Annotated in this window: 10 protein-coding genes and 1 tRNA gene; 1 reads left to right on the forward strand and 10 read right to left on the reverse strand. The window is 24.7% G+C overall.

Annotation, left to right across the window (positions count from 1 at the left end):
• Window positions 1-64: 64 nt before the first annotated feature.
• From dsbA to rpoH, 7 genes are all read right to left on the reverse strand, one after another.
• Window positions 65-691 carry a thiol:disulfide interchange protein DsbA gene (gene dsbA, locus Bfest607_RS03130; protein WP_500838600.1) on the reverse strand — a complete coding sequence of 209 codons (627 nt, stop codon included), beginning with the start codon at window positions 689-691 and terminating at the stop codon, window positions 65-67.
• A gap of 169 nt (window positions 692-860) precedes the next feature.
• A complete protein-coding gene (ubiD, locus tag Bfest607_RS03135; RefSeq protein WP_500838277.1) occupies window positions 861-2,342 on the reverse strand; it encodes a 4-hydroxy-3-polyprenylbenzoate decarboxylase in 1,482 nt (493 codons plus the stop codon).
• Between the two features lie 106 nt (window positions 2,343-2,448).
• Complete coding sequence (ubiB, locus tag Bfest607_RS03140) at window positions 2,449-4,086, reverse strand: ubiquinone biosynthesis regulatory protein kinase UbiB (RefSeq protein WP_500838278.1); 1,638 nt, start codon at window positions 4,084-4,086, stop codon at window positions 2,449-2,451.
• A 299-nt stretch (window positions 4,087-4,385) separates the two neighbouring features.
• A complete protein-coding gene (ubiE, locus tag Bfest607_RS03145) occupies window positions 4,386-5,147 on the reverse strand; it encodes a bifunctional demethylmenaquinone methyltransferase/2-methoxy-6-polyprenyl-1,4-benzoquinol methylase UbiE (RefSeq protein WP_500838279.1) in 762 nt (253 codons plus the stop codon).
• Between the two features lie 192 nt (window positions 5,148-5,339).
• Entirely contained in the window at window positions 5,340-6,824 is a 1,485-nt protein-coding gene (rmuC, locus tag Bfest607_RS03150; protein WP_500838280.1) for a DNA recombination protein RmuC, read from the reverse strand.
• 1,015 nt (window positions 6,825-7,839) lie between these two features.
• Window positions 7,840-10,155 (reverse strand): 5-methyltetrahydropteroyltriglutamate--homocysteine S-methyltransferase, encoded by a 2,316-nt coding sequence (metE, locus tag Bfest607_RS03155; protein ID WP_500838281.1) that lies wholly within the window; start codon window positions 10,153-10,155, stop codon window positions 7,840-7,842.
• A gap of 248 nt (window positions 10,156-10,403) precedes the next feature.
• Window positions 10,404-11,240: an RNA polymerase sigma factor RpoH gene (gene rpoH / locus Bfest607_RS03160; protein WP_500838601.1), complete on the reverse strand. Its 837-nt coding sequence runs from the start codon at window positions 11,238-11,240 to the stop codon at window positions 10,404-10,406.
• A gap of 886 nt (window positions 11,241-12,126) precedes the next feature.
• Between rpoH and rsmD the strand changes: the two genes are divergently transcribed.
• Window positions 12,127-12,753 (forward strand): 16S rRNA (guanine(966)-N(2))-methyltransferase RsmD, encoded by a 627-nt coding sequence (rsmD, locus tag Bfest607_RS03165; RefSeq protein WP_500838282.1) that lies wholly within the window; start codon window positions 12,127-12,129, stop codon window positions 12,751-12,753.
• Between the two features lie 73 nt (window positions 12,754-12,826).
• Here the strand turns inward: rsmD and pgi are convergent, their stop codons facing one another.
• The 3 genes from pgi to Bfest607_RS03180 all read right to left on the reverse strand — a co-directional run bounded on the left by pgi (window position 12,827) and on the right by Bfest607_RS03180 (window position 16,054).
• Window positions 12,827-14,500 (reverse strand): glucose-6-phosphate isomerase, encoded by a 1,674-nt coding sequence (gene pgi / locus Bfest607_RS03170; protein WP_500838283.1) that lies wholly within the window; start codon window positions 14,498-14,500, stop codon window positions 12,827-12,829.
• 191 nt (window positions 14,501-14,691) lie between these two features.
• Window positions 14,692-15,633 (reverse strand): homoserine O-succinyltransferase, encoded by a 942-nt coding sequence (locus Bfest607_RS03175; RefSeq protein ID WP_500838284.1) that lies wholly within the window; start codon window positions 15,631-15,633, stop codon window positions 14,692-14,694.
• Between the two features lie 348 nt (window positions 15,634-15,981).
• Window positions 15,982-16,054, reverse strand: a tRNA-Ile gene (locus Bfest607_RS03180).
• Window positions 16,055-16,482: the final 428 nt, after the last annotated feature.

A 16,482-nucleotide genomic window follows, 5' to 3' on the forward strand; every position in this document is an offset into this window, starting at 1 on the left:
AGGCTAAATTTTGAAATATATGTTTATTTTTATCTATATATTTTTAAGTAAGTATATATTATTATTATTTTTTTTCTATTAATAAATTAAGTAATTCAGAAAATTGTTGGATATACACAGGAATTGAAGAAATATCTAATTGATCATTTTTTACCATGTATTTTCCATTTACAAAGATTGCAGGAATGCCTTTTAATTGAAAATTAATAGCTGCTTGTTCTTGATCTAAAATTAAAGATTGAACTAAAATACTATTCCAAGCTGAATCGTATTTATCGGCATCAATACCGAATTTGATAAATATCTTTCGAATATCTTCTACAGTATGAATAGACTGGTTTTTTTGTATTGCTGTAAATAAAATAGAGCTAACTTTATTTTCTATTCCTAAAGCTATTGCTACAGCCCAGGCATGTGTTAATTGTTTTCCTAAATTTCCTAAGTAATTTACATGGTATTTATAAAAAATAGTGTTTTTAGGTAATTTTTTTTGTATAGTATTTGGAATATTATAAATTTGTTCAAATTGATAACAATGCGAACAATAAAAAGAGAAAAATTCTAGTATTTTTGGAGCATTATGAATAGGTTTATTTAATTTAATATATTGCCTTCCTTCTATAATTGGTAAAGATAGAACATTATTTGAAGATATGAAAAAAATAATTATTAAAAAATATATTTTTTTTATAAAAATTTTGTTAGTCATATAGTATATATGCACATATGCAGCTATTATATATAATATATTATATATTGTTTAAGTTATTTAATAAAATTTTATAAATAAAAGTTTAGTATTATATGTATTATAAAAACATATTACATATCTATAAATTTAGTAGGGGAGTTTTAAGAAATTATTTTTTCATAGATTTTATTATGTTTAGTTCATCCCATATATTATCAATACGAGATTGTATAATTTTATCCATTTTAATAGGAGTGCCCCATGTTCTTTGAGTTTCTCCAGGCCATTTGTTTGTAGCATCTATTCCCATTTTTGATCCTAATCCAGAAATAGGGCTGGAAAAATCAAGATAATCTATAGGAGTATTTTTTACAATGATTATATCACGATTTGGGTCCATACGAGTAGTAATTGCCCATATGACATCTTTCCAATCTCTAGCATTAATATCGTTATCACAAATTATTACAAATTTTGTATACATAAATTGATATAAAACAGACCATATTCCAAAAATTATTCTTTTAGCATGTCCTATATATTTCTTTTTTATAGTAATTATAGCCAATCTATAGGAGCAACCTTCTGGAGGTAAATAGAAGTCTGTAATTTCTGGGAATTGTTTTTGTATAATTGGAATAAACAACTCATTCATGGCCATACCTAAAATAGCAGGTTCATCTGGAGGTCGTCCAGTATATGTAGAGTGATAAATTGGATTATTTCTATGAGTCACATGAGTGATAGTACAAACTGGAAATTGTTCAATAGCATTGTAGTATCCTGTATGATCTCCAAATGGACCTTCTGGGGCCATATTATCACGTTCTATGTATCCTTCTAATACAATTTCTGAAGTGGATGGAACATATAAATCACATGAAATGCATTTTGTAATTTCAGTTTTACTTCCTCTGAGTAATCCAGCAAAAGCATATTCTGATAATGAATTAGGAATAGGAATTACCGCGCTAATTAAGGTTGCTGGATCTGCTCCTAATGCTATAGCAACAGGAAATTTTTTTTCTGAAGAAGTTGTATACCATTCTTGAAAATCTAATGCTCCTCCTCGATGAGGAAGCCATCTTATGATAATTTTATTTTCAGATAACACTTGTTGACGATAAATACCTAAATTTTGTCGTTTTGTTTGAATCCCTTGAGTTATTGTAATACCCCAATTAATTGCACAAGCTACATCTTGTGGCCAGGATTTCATTATTGGCATACGGGTAATATCTATGTCTTGTTCATATTGTATATTTTCTTGACATACCCCTTTGTTTGAAAATTTAGTAGGCATATTTAAAATATGTTTAAAGTGAGCCATATTAGATAATAAATCTAATAATCCTTTTGGAGGTTTCGGTTCTTTTAAAAAAGCTAATATTTTTCCAATATTACGTAAAGATGAAATTTTGTTTTGTTTTATAGCTAATTCTATTCTATTAATAGAACCAAATAAATTACATAATACAGGAATAGAGTATCCTATAGGATTAGTAAACAATAACGCTGGACCTTTAGATTTGAGAGTGCGATCTGCAATTTCAGTAATTTCTAAATTTGGATCAATAGGAAGCGTGATTCTTTTTAATTCTTTTTCATGTTCTAAAATTTTTATAAAATCACGTAAATCTTTATATTTCATAATATTATTTTTACCAGTATTATGTATATCGTATTTTGAATTTATTTTTGTTTATTTATTATAAAATAACATATTTTTAGAGTATAATCGTGTTATTGATAGTTTATTATATGATTCGTTTCCATCCTATTATCCAAATACAAATTCCGGATAGGAATATACAAATAGGTAAAAATTCAGCATTTTCATTTTGTATAAACCAATAAATACTAATAACAATGAACATTAATCCAATACCAAATAAAAAAAATGCTTGAGTATTGTTAGTGCGTTGTATACGTAATTCTTCAGTTAAAATATTTATTTTTTTTTGTATTTCATTAGAATATTGAAATGTATTAGATAAAAATAATGGCAATTCTGGAATTTTATCTATCCAATAAGGTATTTTATCATTTAATATATGTATTATTTTTGATGGTTTTAGTTGTTCTGCCATCCATTGTTCTAAAAATGGTTTTGCTGATTTCCATAAATTAAAATTTGGGTATAATTGTCTTATTATTCCTTCAACATATAATAAAGATTTTTGTAATAAGATTAATTGTGGTTGTATTTCCATATTAAAAGATCTTGCAGTATTAAATAAATATAATAATACATTGCTAAATGGAATTTCTTTTAATGGTTTTTCAAAGATTGGTTCAAATACTGTACGCATTGCATGTTCAAAATCTTCAATATTAGTGTCTATAGGTATCCAACCTGAATCTAAATGTAATTCTGCTATTTTTCGATAATCACGATTAAAGAAAGCAATAAAATTTGATGCCAAATAATATTTATCTTTTTTACTTAAGGAACCCATAATTCCACAATCAATACTGATATATTTTGGATTATCAGGATCGTTATAACAAATAAAAATATTACCAGGATGCATATCTCCGTGAAAGAAGCTATCTCTAAAAACTTGAGTAAAAAATATTTCCAAACCTCTTTCTGCTAATAGTTTCATATTAAAACCTTTTTGCTTTAATAATTTTTTATTATATACTGGAATACCATAAATACGCTCCATGACCATTACATTCTTACTGCAAAAATCTACATATACTTTTGGTATATATAATATTTTGCTAGATTTAAAATTTCTTCGTAATTGAATAGTATTAGCGGTTTCTTTAAGCAGATTAACTTCATTAAATAAAGTTTTTTCGTATTCTGAAACAATATCTGAAAATTTAAATTTTTTTCCATCTGGTAAAAATTTATAAGCCCATTTTGATAGTTTATACATTAAACTCACATCTATTTTGATAATAGGCAAAATGCCAGGTCGAATAACTTTGATGACTACGTTTTTTCCATTTTTTTTGAACTTTGCAGAATGTACTTGAGAAATTGATGCTGATGCTAATGGGATTTCTTGAAAATCTTCAAACCATTTTTCTAAAGCACTTCCAATAGCTTGTTCTATGTGTATTTTAGCTAGAGTTCCATCAAAAGGATATACACGATCCTGCAATATTTCTAACTGATTTGCAATAGCGTTAGGTAAAATATCATGACGAGTGGAAAGCATTTGACCTAATTTTATCCATACAGGCCCTAACTCTTGTAGTGCTAGACGTAATCGCTTTCCTGGTGAAAATTGATAATATTTATTAAATATTTTTAATAAGATTTGAATGCTTATTTTAAGTGGGAAAGCTAATCGATTGATGGGAATAAAAATTAATAATCCATAATTTAGTATTATTCGGATAATGAAACAAAATCTACTCCATTCGTTAAAAATCATTATATTTCTCTAATATTTTAAACGTTAAATAACAATTTTGTTTTCATTTATTAATGTTGTTTTTATTTAATCATTATAATTTTTAATCTATAATCAATCTAGTATAATGTTTTGATTAATTTATAACATACTTATAGCGATAAATATGTTATAAAAATATGTATTTTATTTTAAAATGATATATTTAATTTTAATTATTTGAAGTATTTAATCATGATTCAGTTTTGTTTAAATTTTTTATCTTAGTTAAGATAAGTGATATTTAATAATGTATCTAACAATAAATAAATATGATTATGTTAATATTTTTTGTATGCATGATGAAGAACAACTATTCCTCCTGTCATATTAGTGTATTCGACGTTTTGAAAGTTTGCATGTATTATCATAGTTTTTAGAGTTTCTTGATCTGGGTGCATACGAATAGACTCAACTAAATACTTATAACTTTTTATGTCTCGTGCTATTATTTGCCCTATTTTAGGGATAATATAAAATGAATATAAATCATAAAATATAGTTAATAACTTAAATATAGGCACTCCAAAATCTAAAATTAATAATTTTCCACCTGGATTTAAAACTCGATACATTTCAGATAATGCTTGTTCCTTATCTGTAAAGTTACGTAAACCAAAAGATACAGCTACACAATTAAAAGTGTTATTAGAAAAAGGTAAATTTTCAGCATCAGCTTGTATGTATTGGATGTTGTTTAATATTCCTAAATTTCTTAATTTTCTCCGGCCTATTTTTAACATTGAAATATTATTATCTAATAAAATTACTATCCCAGTTTGTCCTACTAATTTAGAAAAATAGATACTTAGATCTCCAGTTCCTCCAGCTAAGTCTAGTACTTTGCATCCGGTGGATATATTGCTTTTTTGAATTAAAAAACGTTTCCATAGTCTATGTAACCCAAAAGACATACAGTCATTCATTAAATCATATTTGGTGGCTACTGAATGGAATACATTAGCCACCAAATATGATTTAATGAATTTATTGACATGCTGAAAACCAAAGTGTGTCATATTATTTTTATATTTATTTTTCATGAAGTTTTATATTTAAGTAACGTTATATATATTTTATCTATAGTAGTTTATTTTAAGTTGGTGTATTAAAAATTTTTTATTATATATATATTATTAATAGTATTTTATACTATAAAGATAATAGTTTTGGTTTTAGTTATGGACTATTCAAAATATATAATTTAATCCTATAATGATACATTTAACAATTTATTAATTAGTTATCGTATCATCTGAAACTAATGTATCGTTAGTTGTAGATGATGTATTATTATTAGAAATAATTGGGTGTTTTATCTGAACTCCAAGAGTTCTAAAACTTTCTACTTGACTGATAATATTACCTTTTCCTTCAGAAAATTTATTTTTAGCAGAGTTATATATAATTTCTGCTTTATTTAAATAAAGCCCAATTTTATTTAAATCATCCATAAATAACTTTAATTTATCGTACAATCGTCCTGCTTTTGCTGCAATTTTTTTAGCATTAAAATTTTGTCGTTCATAGCGCCACAAATTATTAATAGTTCTTAGCGCCACTAATAGTGTAGTAGGGCTAACCAACATAATGTTTCGATCCATAGCTTCTGTTAATAATGATGATTCTGTCTCAATAGCTAAAGTAAAAGCTGATTCGATAGGAATAAACATCAAAATGTAGTCAAGTGTATTTAATTGAACTAATTTTTGGTAGTTTTTTTTATTTAAAGATTTAATATGAGTACGTAATGAATGTATATGATCATTAAGAGCTGTGTGTTTATCTTGTTCATTATTGCTATTGAAATAACGTTCATAAGCTATTAATGATATTTTAGAATCAATTATCACATCTTTTCCATGGGGTAAATGAACAATAACATCAGGTTGTAATTTTCGTCCATTTGGTTCTTTTATACTCACTTGTAAATGAAACTCTTGTCCTTCTCGCATCCCAGATATTTCTAATGCTTTAGTTAAAATCATTTCTCCCCAATTTCCTTGAATTTTATTATTACCTTTTAAAGCTTGAGTTAAATTAATTGTTTCTTGAGTAATTTGAGTGTTTAATTGATGTAAATTATGGATTTCATAAGTTAAATCATGTCTCATACGTTCCTCTTTAGAAAAATTATCTTGTATTTGATTAATAAATGCATTTAATTGTTCTCGAAGTGGATATAGAATATTATCTAAAGTTGAACGATTTTGTTCATTTATTTTATGTCTATTTTGATCAAAAATTCGGTTTGCTAAATTTTCAAATTGCATAGTTAATTTGTGTTCATTGTTGGTAAGCATTTTTTCTTTATTTATTGCTGCTAATTTATTTTCTTCAAGTCGTACATATAATTCCTTTAACTTTAAAGCTTGTTCATGATTAATATTTAATTGAATTTGTAGTTCATTACATAAACGTTCGTATTGTTGACGATAATAATCTAATGATTTTAAACGTTCTTCTGCTACAGATAATTTATTATTTAGTTCATGCATATTATATAATTCATTGTACAATTTTTTCTCTGTTTCATTTCTTAAGGTGAATTCATATTGCAGATTTTTTAAGGTTGTATTTAATGATTTTTCATAATCGATATAATTATTTTTATGTTTTTGAATATTTTTTTGTACTGATTTTTTAAAAAAGATATAAGTAAAAATTATTCCTGTAATTATTCCAGTAATAATATATATAGTGACTGAAATTATTTTCATAATTTGTAATGATAGTGAAATTATAGTAACGGCGCAAACAATAATTATATATTAAATATTATTTTTTTTGTTAAATAAAATCACTTTATAAGTAATAAATAAAATTGTTATACTGAAATAGTAAGTACTACATGTTAATATAATTTAAATTATATTGTAAATTTAGGTGGTTTATTTATTTTTTAAGGAATATGTAAATATTTATATACGGAATTAGAGTATATTGTAGATTAAATAATCGTTTTAAATCAGTATATACATATGTAAATATTGTCAATTTTTTGAATGAATAGTATTTTATTTATTTTTGATTCTTGTTTTTATTGATATATATAAAAAATATGTATTAAGTAATAATTTATGTATAAATTATTACTTAATGATTAATGATATCTTATTATATATTTATATTACAATCTAATATATATAGATATATATGATGTTATTTTTTGGAAGAATTAGTATCATATCTAATTTTATTGATAAAGAAAAATATAATTAATGATTTTTCGTAGTATTCAAATTATTAATTGTTGCTATTTTATGGTTTTTATCACAAAGATTGTTCTAATATAAAATAGAAGCAAAATTATGGATAGAAATTTTTTAATTATGTTTATTAATATTGTATCGGTATATATCTTTGTGTGATGTTGAATTGTGTCTATATTAATATGTTTTTATTTTTATGTATATTTTTGGATTTAATAGAAGATTTTTCTGATATTTAATAGTATTAGATGAAAAGTTTTTTATTAATTTTTGTTAATATATTATTAATATGTATGACAATTGGAAAATATGTTTAAGATTATTTTATAATTCGAAAAATAACTTTTTCATTTCATTGAGATTTTTAGTTAACATATTAAATAGTAGTATTCTAATAATCTTTAGAATTTCATATGTCAAATAAAATATAGAACTTATATTATAAGTAGTGTAATAAGTTTTTAAAGACATTAAATATTATAATTATTTATAATATTTAATTACCTATAATAAAAGTAAGATATTAATTATTATTGGAATTACGTAAAATCTTTGCTGCAGCAACCATATTAGATAATGAACGCCTTATTTCAGACCATGATCTAGTTTTTAATCCACAATCAGGGTTAACCCATAATCGATGTTTTGGAATGTATTGTTTAAATATATTTAATTTTTTTACTAAATCAGATATAGAAGGTTCATTAGTAGAATGAATATCATATACTCCAGGTCCAATTTCATTTAAATTATTTTTTATGTTTTTTTGTATAAACTGTAATAGTTTTAAGTCTGATCTAGATGCTTCAATGCTTATTACATCTGCATCTAGATTTAAAAGTGTGCATATTATTTCATTAAATTCAGAGTAGCACATATGGGTATGGATTTGAGTAGTATTTTGTACTGATGATACAGTTATTTTAAAAGAATTAACAGCCCATTCTAAGTATTGTGATTGCTCAGATTTCTTTAAAGGTAATCCTTCTCTAAAAGCAGGTTCATCAATTTGAATTATTTTAATTCCAGATTTTTCTAAATCCATAACTTCATCTCGTATTGACAAAGCTAATTGCAAAGCTACTGTATGTCGTTGTATATCTTCACGTACAAAAGACCAAGTTAATATAGTGACAGGTCCGGTTAATATTCCTTTTACTGGTTTTTTTGTTAATGATTGAGCATAACTTATCCATGTTGTGGTAATAGGATAGGGCCGACTAATATCTCCAATAATTATTGGGGGTTTTACACATCTAGATCCGTAACTTTGTATCCATCCGTGTTGCGTGAAAGAAAATCCATTTAGATGTTCTCCAAAATATTCAACCATATCGTTACGTTCAGGTTCTCCATGCACTAAAACGTCTAAGTCTAACTTTTCTTGTTCTGTAACGGTTTTGTTAATATATTTCTTTATATTATTATGGTAATCATGTTTATTTATTTGTCCATTCTTAAATTTTAAACGTAAATTTCGAATGTCTTGGGTTTGTGGGAACGAACCGATAGTAGTAGTAGGATATAATGGTAAATTAAATTGTTTATGTTGAAAATTAAATCGTATATCATGAGTATTTTTTCTGGATAATGGAATATGAGAAATATTTTTACAGCGTTCTTGAACTTGAGTATTGTGTACAAGATTAGAACTTAATCTGCTGTCATTAACAGTATAAAAATATTTTTTCAGTGTATTTATATGTAACAAATTATTATTTTTATTAGAATTGAGAGCATCACATAGCATTTTTATTTCAGAACATTTTTGTAATGCAAATGCAAACCATGTTTTTATGTGATTATTTAAATTAGTTTCTAAATTTAAGTCTATTGGGCTGTGCAATAAAGAACAAGAAGACCCTATCCATATTGTTCGTTGTGCAATTATTGGAGATAATTGTTTAAACCAATAATATAAATTGGTTTTCCAGATGTTTCTTCCATTTATCACCCCAGCAGATAAGATCCAATGTTTTGGTAGTTGTTCGTGTAAGAAAGATATATTATTATGTTTTGAATTGGAAACTAAATCTATATGTATTCCATTTATTGAAAATTTTTTTATTATATCTAATTGATGATCAATGTTATCAAAATAAGTAGTTAATAATATTTTTATAGAATTATGATGTAATTTTTGATAAGTATATAAATATGCTTTTATCCATTTATCTGGTAATTCTAAAACTAAGGCAGGTTCATCAATTTGTACCCAGTTGATATTTTTTTTTGATAAAATATTTAATATTTCTTGATATATTGGCAGTAATGATGATAATAAAGACAATTTATCAAATTCTTTTTCTTTTGTTTTTCCAAGCCATAAATAAGTAAGTGGGCCTAATAAAATTGGTTTAATAGAATGATGGTAAGATAAGGCTTCATCTATTTCATCAAATAATTGAGTCCAACTTAGTTTAAATTCTTGATTTTGAGTAAATTCAGGAACTATATAGTGATAATTTGTATTAAACCATTTTTTCATTTCTGAAGGTACAATATTAATATCATTTTTAGAATACCCTCTGGCTATATGAAATAATATATCTAGATTATTATTTTCTTGTTGAGAAAAATGTGAGCAATATCTTTTTGGTATATTATTTAGCATCATACTTGTGGTCAAGACATGATCATACCAAGCAAAATCTCCTACTGGAATTAGATCTATTCCAGAATTTATTTGTTGTTGCCAGTGTCTTATACGTATCATTTGACCAATATTCAATAACTTATCTTGATTGATTGATTTGTTCCAATATTGTTCTAATGCATTTTTTAATTCTCTATATAAACCGATTCTAGGGAATCCTAACGTATGACCAAGTACTGTCATTATTTTTACACTCCGTATAGAGTTTATTATGAAACGATATTGATCGTTTTGATTAATAAAAGTTATAAATTTATTATAATGATTATAAAATTTTTAGTGAACATAGATTTTAAATAAAAGAAAGATTAATTTTTATTTAAAGTATACGTCTAATTTGAATTTTATTGGATATTTCTAATTTAGTCAAATCAATATAGTAAAATAGATATGTCTAATAATTTAGAAATATATTGATATATATAATATATTTAATTTTGAATAATTAGTTTCATTTTTTTCATAGCATTTTTTTCTAATTGTCTAATTCGTTCTGCTGAAACTCCGTATTGATTGGCTAGTTCTTGCAATGTAATTTTATTATCTACATCTAACCAACGAGCTCGAATAATATGTTGGCTGCGTTTATCTAAAGAATCTAGAGCTATATTTAATTTTGTGCTAATTTGATCAACCCATTCTTCTTCTTCATTAATTATAGTAACCTTATCTTGTAAATATAACATGGGTATTGATAAAATATTTTTTTCATCTTCATCTGAAGATTGTTCAAAAGTCATATCTTGAGCAGCCATTCTTGATTCCATTTCACGAACGTCTTTACAAGTAACATGCAAAGTTTTAGCAACCATTTCAATTTCTTCCTCATTAAACCAACCTAAACGTTGTTTGGTTTTACGTAAATTAAAAAATAATTTACGTTGAGCTTTAGTAGTAGCGATTTTTACAATACGCCAATTTTTTAATACATATTCATGAATTTCTGATTTAATCCAATGTACTGCAAATGACACTAATCGTACATCTAATTCTGGATTGAATCTACGTACTGATTTCATTAATCCGATATTACCTTCTTGTATTAAATCGGCTTGAGCTAATCCATATCCTGAATAATTTCGAGCAATATGAACAACAAATCTTAAGTGGGATACAATTAGTTGTTTAGCAGCGTTTAAATCACTATTGTAGTATAAACGTTCAGCTAATTCTCGTTCTTTTTCTGCTGTTAGCATAGGATATAGATTGGTTGCTCGAATGTAAGCTTCTAAGGTTCCTTGAGGTACTAAAGTGACATTTCTGTACATAATATTGTCAGTCATGCATTCTCCTCCTGATAAGATTAATTGTACATATAAATAGAAATTTATATCATCATGTATATATAGATTATATGATATACAATAAAATTGTATATATAAGATAAATTTATTGTTGAATTATTTAAATAATATCTTTTATATTTAATACATAATTATTAGTTATGATGTGCTAAACGTAATGAGTTTTATAATGTTAATTATGTAATAGATTTTTAAAAATTTATTATTCTTTCATTTGAATAAATAATTGTATTTAAACATTAAATTGAAATAGATATTTTAATTTTAAAAGAATAGTTATTATATTTATAATAACTTAAATTCATTTAATATTATAAATGATGATCCAATATTATTAATTTATTTGAAATGATTTTCATTCTTCTTTAACTTAATTTTTGAATTTTGTTAAATAAAACAATAATAATTTTTAGTTCTTATTTAATTTTAACATCTTATATTGCAGTTGGATAGAAATTGATAATGAATAGTATGATGTTATGTTTTATAATTCTTTAAATTGTGTAATATTATCTGTACAGGATAATGTCATCTGTATAATTGTATGAGTTGATTTTATATATATTGAAGTAATGCGATTTATTTCGTGTTAAAATTGAAGTACTCTGAATTATTAATGAATGCTATTTAATTATTTTATTTAAAAGTATTGTTTTATATTGACTAATGCATAATATAATTCTTTTTATATATAAAAATATTACGCATTGTATTTTTCGTATATATATGCATGTTACACATAACAAAACTTTTTTATATTTTATAGAGAAGGGTATAAAGTAAATGTTTTATATATTAAGTAGAATTAATTGTTTTTAAAAAGTTTATTTGTAATTTTAAAAATATAGATATGAGAGTTCAATCTGATTTTATTAGACATAAAAATGGAAAAATTCGTATAATTTCTGGAAGATGGAAAGGTCGGAGTATACCTGTTATTAATCAAGTTTTTGTTCGTCCTACTCTTTCAAGAATTCGGGAAACTTTATTTAATTGGCTGGATCCTGTGATTTTAAATGCAGTGTGTTTAGATTGTTTTTCTGGGAGTGGAGCATTAGGATTTGAATCTTTATCTAGAGGAGCTAAGAAAGTTATTTTTATAGATAATAATAACAGTTGTATTGCGTTAATTAAAAAAACTATATGCTCTTTTCAAGAGAATAATAGTATAGCAGTATGTTCTGATTGTGTTTGTTGGTTAAGACAACAATTTAGTAATAATACTGATATTTATGATATTGTTTTTATTGATCCTCCTTTTAATAATAATGCCATAATATTTAAAATAGCATTATTATTAGAACAAAATAATTATTTAAATAAAAAATCTTGGATTTACATCGAGACTGATAAGAAATCTAGTAATTTATTTAATAAAGACAAATTTCCTAAAAATTGGTATCTATATCGTAAATTAATTACTCAGAAAATTTTATGTTGTTTGTATAATAGACGTGTTTGTATATTAAATAAATAGTTTAATCACATGGTATTTTTAGTAAATTATTAAATTTTTAAAAACATTAGAGTGCAATAAATGTATTGTATGTTTATGTGTATTGGCTCCATAGTTTGTAGTGATTAATTAGTCCGTTTGTAGAATCGTCATAATTATTGGTATAGTTATTATTTTTTAATTCGAAATAAATAGAATTAGCCAATTTTTTTCCTAGTTCTACCCCCCATTGGTCAAAAGTATAAACATTAAAAATTACTCCTTGAGTAAAAATTTTATGTTCATATAATGCAATTAAAGCTCCTAAAGAATATGGAGTAATTTTTTTTATTAGTATAGAGTTGCTTGGGTTGTTTCCTGGAAGTACTTTAAATGGTATTATGTTAATAAATTTATTGTCAGGAGTAATTGTGTTGTCATATTCTTGTTGGATTTCTTTCGCACTTTTACCAAAAGCTAATGCCTTAGTTTGAGCTAAAAAATTTGCAATTAATTTTTCATGATGATCATGAATAGGATGATGACTAATGGTAGGAGCGATAAAATCACATGGAACCATTTTAGTACCTTGATGTAGTAATTGATAAAACGAATGTTGCCCATTAGTTCCTGGTTCTCCCCATACTATTGGTCCAGTTTGATAATCAACAATAGGATATCCATTTCGATCTATTCTTTTCCCATTGGATTCCATATTACTTTGCTGTAAGTATGCAGAAAAACGATGCATATATTGATCATAAGGAAAAATTGCTTCGGTTTCTGTTAAGAAAAAATTATTGTACCAAATTCCAATCAATGCTAAAATTACTGGTAAATTTTTTTCTAAAGGGGTTTTTTGAAAGTGTAAATCCATTGAATGCGCTCCATTTAATAATAACTCGAAATTATTAGATCCTAACGATAACATAATGGGTAATCCAACAGATGACCACAATGAAAATCGACCTCCTACCCAATCCCATAATTCAAACATGTTTGTTGATGGATTGATACCAAATTTTTTTACTTCTGAAGTATTCGAGGAGAGTGCTATAAAATGTTTAGATATGTGTTTTGTAATATTTTCGTGTATTGGTATTTTTGAAATAAACCAATCTCGAGCACTGTGTGCATTAGTTATTGTTTCTTGGGTAGTAAAAGTTTTTGAGGTTATTAAAAACAGTGTTGTTTCTGGATTAAGTTGATTTAGTGTTTCAAAAATATGAGTTCCATCTATGTTAGAAACAAAATGCATATTTAAGTGATTTTTGTATGGCTTCAAAGCTTCAGTAACCATGTATGGCCCTAAATTTGACCCTCCAATTCCGATACTTACTACGTCTGTAATATTTTTATTTGTATAACCTGTCCAATGACCTTGAATAATATTTTGACAAAATTTTTTCATGTTTTTTAGCACTGTATTAATTTGAGGCATTATATCATGTCCATCAACTAGAATAGGGGTATTTTGTCGATTTCTTAATGCTGTATGTAATACTGCTTTATTTTCAATACGATTAATTTTTTCTCCTCGAAACATTGCTTCAATAGCACCATTTAAATCACATTCTTTAGCCAATTTTATTAATTTATTTATTGTGTCGTGAGTAATTAAATTTTTAGAATAATCGATAAGAATTTCATTATTAAATATTTTTGAGAAATGTGAAAACCTATTTTTATCTTTTTTGAATAAATCAATAATATTCATTTTTTTTATAATATTAAAATGTTTTTCTAAAGATTTCCATGATTTAGTACAATTGGGGTTAATATTTTTCATATTGTAATTACATTGAATAATTTTTCATTATTATTTTGATATTTTTCAAAACTATATCATTTTTGGATTGACGTCAATATAAGAGAATATATTTTACTTAATATAATCGAGTTTTGTTGAAATAAATAAAATAAATAATTAATTAAATTATAATTTAATATCTTATCATTATATTTCTTATGTTATGAAGATTACTTTACAAAAACAGTTTTTGAGTTAGATGTGTTAATTGAATTATTATAAGAATTTTGATGTACATAATAATTAATCCAATTGTTAAATAATAAATGTGCATGACTTCTCCAAGTGATTTTAGGATTTAAATTGGAATTGTTTTTTGGAAAGTAATGTTCTGGTAAATTTGGATGTAATCCTAATTTTAAATCTCTATGATATTCTTGAGCTAGGGTATGAGCATCATATTCTGGATGACCAGTAACAAATATCAATTGGTTATTTTGGCTGATTAATAAGTATACTCCAGCATCGTCAGATTCTGCTAAAATTTCTAGATCTGTATTTTGATAAATTAAATCTTTAGGAAAATCTGAAAAACGTGAATGAGGCACTGAAAATACCTCATCAAATCCTTGAGTTAGAAGAGAATGAGAATTTGTAATTTTATGTTCATAAATCCCTACTAATTTTTTTTTTCTAACAAATCTAGGTAAATTATATAATATTTTTAGAGCTGCTTGAACTGACCAGCAAATAAATAATATTGATGTAATGTTTTTTTTTGCCCATTTACATAATTGTTCCATTTTTGGCCAAAAAGTGACATTATTAAAATCAATAAGACCTAAAGGAGCCCCAGTAATAATTAATCCATCAAAATATTGGTTTTGGATATCGGAAAATGTACAGTAAAAATTGTTTAGATGATCATTAGGTGTATTTTTAGAGATATGTTTGTCAATTCTTAACAATTGTACATCAATTTGTAAGGGAGAATTTGATAGCAGTCGAAGGAATTGATTTTCTGTATCGATTTTTTTAGGCATTAAATTAAGTATTAAAATTTTTAGAACACGAGGTATTTTAAAAATATCTTGTGTTTTTTTGAATATACGGATATTTTCTTTTTTCAAAAATTGAATAGCAGGTAATTTATCTAATACTCGAACTGGCATAATGTTAAGACCTGATGATTTTATATGTATCTAATTTTTTTATTTTATTTTAATATTAATAATTAAGTGATATTAATATAAAATTATTATTATTAATATTGATAATAATAATTTCTAATGATGGAGTACTGATTTAGATAAATAGACGTTAAATCGATTAATTTTTTTTTATTTTTCTTATATGAAAGATGCTTTTTAAATATATACGTGAAACGTATTGCATATAATACTGATTATAATCTTTCTTATTATAAGAAAATAATAAGAATTTTAATTAAACGTTTATTACTTGTTTTTTGATGTATTGTGTAATACAAGACAAGCTACAACATATATATACTATTCTAATAGGCCTGAGTGGATTTGAACCACCGCCCTCACCCTTATCAGGGGTGCGCTCTTACCACTGAGCTACAAGCCTAATCTATACATAATACTATATACTTTTAATATAAATATCTAAATATAAATATTTATAGTGATAATTATTTTTTATGATTTCGTATTATATATATTACAACCATCATAACATGAATAGATTAACTGCTTCAACAATTTATATAAATTCTTTTTTGAGTTGAAAATATATGAATTTTTCTTATTAAACATAAATAATTTTCAGATGTTATTATAAATAATAATCTAAATAGATTAGGTATTATGTTTTTATTTTATGTAAATTGAATTAATATTTTTATATTTATCAGAATATGTTGTATATTTGTATTAATTCTATTAATATACTTATATTAAGTATATGATTCATTACATACCATATGCTAAATAAATATTATGTTAGAACAGTGATTAGTAAAGATAAAAATTTTTGATGATTTGAGGTTTGTATTT

The organism is Candidatus Blochmannia festinatus (nom. nud.), from assembly GCF_059936355.1.

Excerpts from the sequence above, each read along its gene's own strand:
- ubiD (WP_500838277.1), bottom strand. The coding sequence starts at position 2,342 with ATGAAATATAAAGATTTACGTGATTTTATAAAAATTTTAGAACATGAA.
- ubiB (WP_500838278.1), bottom strand. The coding sequence starts at position 4,086 with ATGATTTTTAACGAATGGAGTAGATTTTGTTTCATTATCCGAATAATA.
- ubiE (WP_500838279.1), bottom strand. The coding sequence starts at position 5,147 with ATGAAAAATAAATATAAAAATAATATGACACACTTTGGTTTTCAGCAT.
- rmuC (WP_500838280.1), bottom strand. The coding sequence starts at position 6,824 with ATGAAAATAATTTCAGTCACTATATATATTATTACTGGAATAATTACA.
- metE (WP_500838281.1), bottom strand. The coding sequence starts at position 10,155 with ATGACAGTACTTGGTCATACGTTAGGATTCCCTAGAATCGGTTTATAT.
- rpoH (WP_500838601.1), bottom strand. The coding sequence starts at position 11,240 with ATGTACAGAAATGTCACTTTAGTACCTCAAGGAACCTTAGAAGCTTAC.
- rsmD (WP_500838282.1), top strand. The coding sequence starts at position 12,127 with ATGAGAGTTCAATCTGATTTTATTAGACATAAAAATGGAAAAATTCGT.
- pgi (WP_500838283.1), bottom strand. The coding sequence starts at position 14,500 with ATGAAAAATATTAACCCCAATTGTACTAAATCATGGAAATCTTTAGAA.
- Bfest607_RS03175 (WP_500838284.1), bottom strand. The coding sequence starts at position 15,633 with ATGCCAGTTCGAGTATTAGATAAATTACCTGCTATTCAATTTTTGAAA.